This window comes from Thalassoroseus sp. (assembly GCF_984380535.1).
The window spans coordinates 1-3,592 of the sequence record NZ_CFHRBF010000046.1 but is presented as its reverse complement, the minus strand read 5'-3'; the positions used below and the strand labels follow the sequence as shown (position 1 = coordinate 3,592).

General features: G+C 55.6%; 3 protein-coding genes. 2 read left to right on the top strand and 1 reads right to left on the bottom strand.

Translation table 11 applies throughout. The annotated features are described in order from the left end of the window. Window positions 1-318: hypothetical protein (locus AC5DDB_RS29835; RefSeq protein WP_491743424.1), on the bottom strand; the 318-nt coding region annotated here is incomplete at its 3' end. Window positions 319-555: 237 nt separating this feature from the next. Here AC5DDB_RS29835 and AC5DDB_RS29830 point away from each other — a divergent pair. Both AC5DDB_RS29830 and AC5DDB_RS29825 read left to right on the top strand, forming a co-directional pair. Continuing rightward, window positions 556-2,256: an efflux RND transporter periplasmic adaptor subunit gene (locus AC5DDB_RS29830; protein WP_491743423.1), complete on the top strand. Its 1,701-nt coding sequence runs from the start codon at window positions 556-558 to the stop codon at window positions 2,254-2,256. A gap of 11 nt (window positions 2,257-2,267) precedes the next feature. Then, the coding region (locus tag AC5DDB_RS29825) for an efflux RND transporter permease subunit (RefSeq protein ID WP_491743422.1) at window positions 2,268-3,592 on the top strand (1,325 nt) is incomplete at its 3' end.

Sequence of the window (3,592 nt, the reverse complement as noted above, 5' to 3'; positions counted from 1 at the left end):
ATTATCACCTTGCGGGTGATTTTCTGTCCGTTGCTTTGCATCGGATGCGATGACGATGCGCAGGCATTTCAGAACGTCGAGATGCACACCTGCACCTGCTTCGATTCTGAGCGCGAGCCGTGCAGTGGAGAGCAGGTTCCGTCGCCGTTTGATTGTCCTTCCGATTGTCCCTGCCCATGCGACACTGGTTGCGTGTGCCAAGTCACACCGGAATTGAACAATCGGACCGTTGGGCTTGAAGCCTTTCTGACGGTTGATTTTCTTCCATGCTGTTTCGATACGCTCGACTATTCGCAGGCGTTTACATCGTGCGGTCATGAACCGCCTCCGCACTGCGACTTGGAAAGTGGACGCGACATTCGCGTTGCTCACGCTTCCTTTCTGCTCTAGGCCCTGCTGGCCTTTGCTCGCTGATTAGCACTCTTACTGTGAACTCATGCGCCCTTTGCTTGCGCTCAAAAGTTCCTAGCTGGTCAGCCTGCCCTTGATAGTTGCACTGGACGCCGTTGTTGCTTCTCGTGCCTGTCTCGCATTCCTCCAGCAGGAGTTTCCGAAATGAGCCGTTCAATAGCCGACGTGACGCCCCGTCCGTCGCAGCAAGAATCCTCCGCACCTTCAGTAAATGGGCACCCTGTCCAGACACCACCCACTGAGACAACTCGTACCAAGACGACGGAAACGCCTCGCGGCTTCGTGCGACGAACGGTGGGACTGGTGCTGTCCGGTATCGGGCCGACTCTTGTGCTGATCGGTTTCGCTGCGGTGTTCTACTACGGACATCACAACGACTGGCGAATACCGAAGTTTGCCGCACTAACCAGCGATGTGGAGCCGGTCGTCGATGACTGGTGCGAAGAGCACGCGGTGCCGGAGTCGATCTGCGTCGAGTGCGATCCGACGTTGATGCCGAAGGGACCGGACTACGGTTGGTGTTCTGATCACGGCGTTCACAATTGCGTGCTCGATCATCCCGACGTTGCGCAGCTCAAGCAGCCTCCTTCGCAAGGAGAGCTTGCGGCGGACTTGCAGCGAGCGGCACGAGCGTTGGCGATTGCTCCACGCAAAGAGAACAACAGCGGCTGCGACATTTACAAGACTCGGATTCAGTTTGAATCTGTTGAAGCCGTACAGCAGGCAGGCGTTGACGTCGAGTTGGTGGAACGACATCCGATTGTTGAGTCGATCTTCGGCAATGGCGAGATCGTTTACGACCCGACACGCCAAGCAAATCTGGCCTCTCGGGTACCGGGTAGTGTCTGGAGGGTTTTCAAGAATGTCGGAGACAAAGTCGCTGAAGGCGAAGTGCTGGCAATTGTCGATGCGGCCGAAGTGGGAGACTTGAAGACCGCTTTATTGCGTTCCCTTGCCGAAGAAAAGCTTCAGAAGCAGAACGTGTCGCGTCTTACAGCGGCCCGCAACGCGATCGCGGGTTCTCGGATTCTCGATGCCGAAGCGGCACTGGCCAAGGCACGGGCGGATGTATTGAGTGCGGAGCAATCGTTGCGGAACTTGGGTTTGCCAGTTGATGTCAGTCGACTCAGAGGGATGTCCGAGCAGCAAGTCCTTGACGAGTTGCGATTGCTTGGAATTCCACCGTCTATTCGCGAACAGGTGAGTTCACTGAATGCCACGGCGAATTTGCTGCCGATTGCATCGCCGATGGACGGAGTTGTCATCGAGAGAGCCGTCACGCCCGGCGAAGTGGTTGATCCGTCACGGATGCTGTTTCAGGTCGGCGATACGCGGCAAATGTGGCTGCAATTGAGTGTTCCGCTGGAGAAGATGGATCAGCTTGCGTTGGAACAACGGATTCGGTTTACGCCCGATGGCAGTCGCCAAGTGGTCGAAGGCGTTTTGGATTGGGTTAATACGTCGGCCGATCGAGACACCCGCATGTTGGAAGTGCGGGCGGTCTTGGCTAACCACGACGGACGGCTTCGCAACGAGACGTTCGGCATGGGGGAAATCATCCTTCGCGAAGAATCCGATGCGATTGTCATTCCAACCGGGGCATCGCACTGGGAAGGTTGCTGCCAAGTCGTCTTCGTCCGCGACAAGAACTACTTCGACAGCCCCGACAGCTACAAAGTCTTTCATGTCCGCTCGGTACGTTTGGGGGCAGTAAATGGTGATGTCACGGAAGTCATCTCAGGCATGCTGCCCGGTGAGGTCATCGCGACCGGCGGCAGCGACGTGTTGAAAGCGCAGTTACTGAAGAACAACCTTGGTGCAGGCTGCGACTGCGTCGCTGAATAAGGAGAGTACGGATGCTTAATTGGCTGATTGATTTTTCGCTCAAGCACCGCGGGTTGGTGATTCTGGCGGCGTTGTTGTTTGCGGTTGTCGGCGTTTTCTCGCTGCAACAACTCGACATTGATGCGTTTCCCGATACGACTCCGGTGCAAATTCAAATCAACACGGTTGCGCCGTCACTGGCCTCTGAAGAGATTGAACGCCAAATCACCTTCCCCGTCGAGCAAGCTATTAGCGGTTTGCCGGGATTGCATGAACTGCGTTCGATCTCCAAGTTCGGATTGTCGCAGGTCGTAGTCATCTTCGACGACGGCATCGACATCTATTTCGCTCGGCAATTGATTAACGAGCGACTTTCGACGGTCGAATTGCCGGACGGCATTGCAAGGCCGCAAATGGGACCGGTCTCCACGGGACTCGGCGAGGTCTTCCACTACGTCGTGGTCTATGACGGCGTTGATCTCTCTGAAGTTTCTCGTGAGCAACGAGTCAAGCGACTGACCGAACTTCGCACCATTCATGACTGGGTCATCAAGCCACAACTTCGCTCGGTTCGCGGCGTTGCTGAAGTCAACAGTTGGGGCGGATACGAAAAACAGTATCAGGTACGGATCAACCCAGACCTATTGCTCAAGTACGGACTGACGTTTGAGCAGGTCAGCGAAGCAATTCAAGAGAACAATGAGAATGTCGGCGGTGGCACGGTCACCGATGGCAGCGAGATGCTGTTGGTACACGGGGTCGGTCGGACTGTGAACATCGAACAGATTGAAGAAGTCATCGTGACGGCGAAAGACGGCGTGCCCGTTCGTGTGCGTGACGTGGCCGAGGTGCAAATCGGTCACGAGATTCGTCGCGGGGCGGTCACGGCCAACGGTCAAGGCGAAGCGGTGCTGGGTCTCGGGTTCATGCTGATGGGCGAGAACAGCGACGAGGTCACGTGGGCGCTAAAAGAAAAGCTGGAGCAAATCAAGGGAACCCTGCCAGCCGGTGTAACGATCCAAACGGTCTACGACCGGACCGAGTTGATCGACCATGTCATCCATACCGTGCAGAAAAACTTGTTCGAGGGTGGTCTGCTGGTGATTGCCATTCTGTTTATTTTCCTTGGCAACCTGAGAGCTGGGCTGATTGTCGCCATGGCGATTCCGCTTTCGATGCTTTTCGCGTTCTCAGGGATGCTGAAATTTGGAATTGCCGCCAGCCTGCTCAGTCTTGGTGCGATCGACTTTGGATTGGTCGTCGATAGCAGTGTTGTGATGATTGAAAACTGCGTGAGGCATTTGGCTCACAATCGGGACGGCAAGAGTCGTCTTGAAATCATCCGTGAAGCGGCGAT

Excerpts from the sequence above, each read along its gene's own strand:
- AC5DDB_RS29830 (WP_491743423.1), top strand. The coding sequence starts at position 556 with ATGAGCCGTTCAATAGCCGACGTGACGCCCCGTCCGTCGCAGCAAGAA.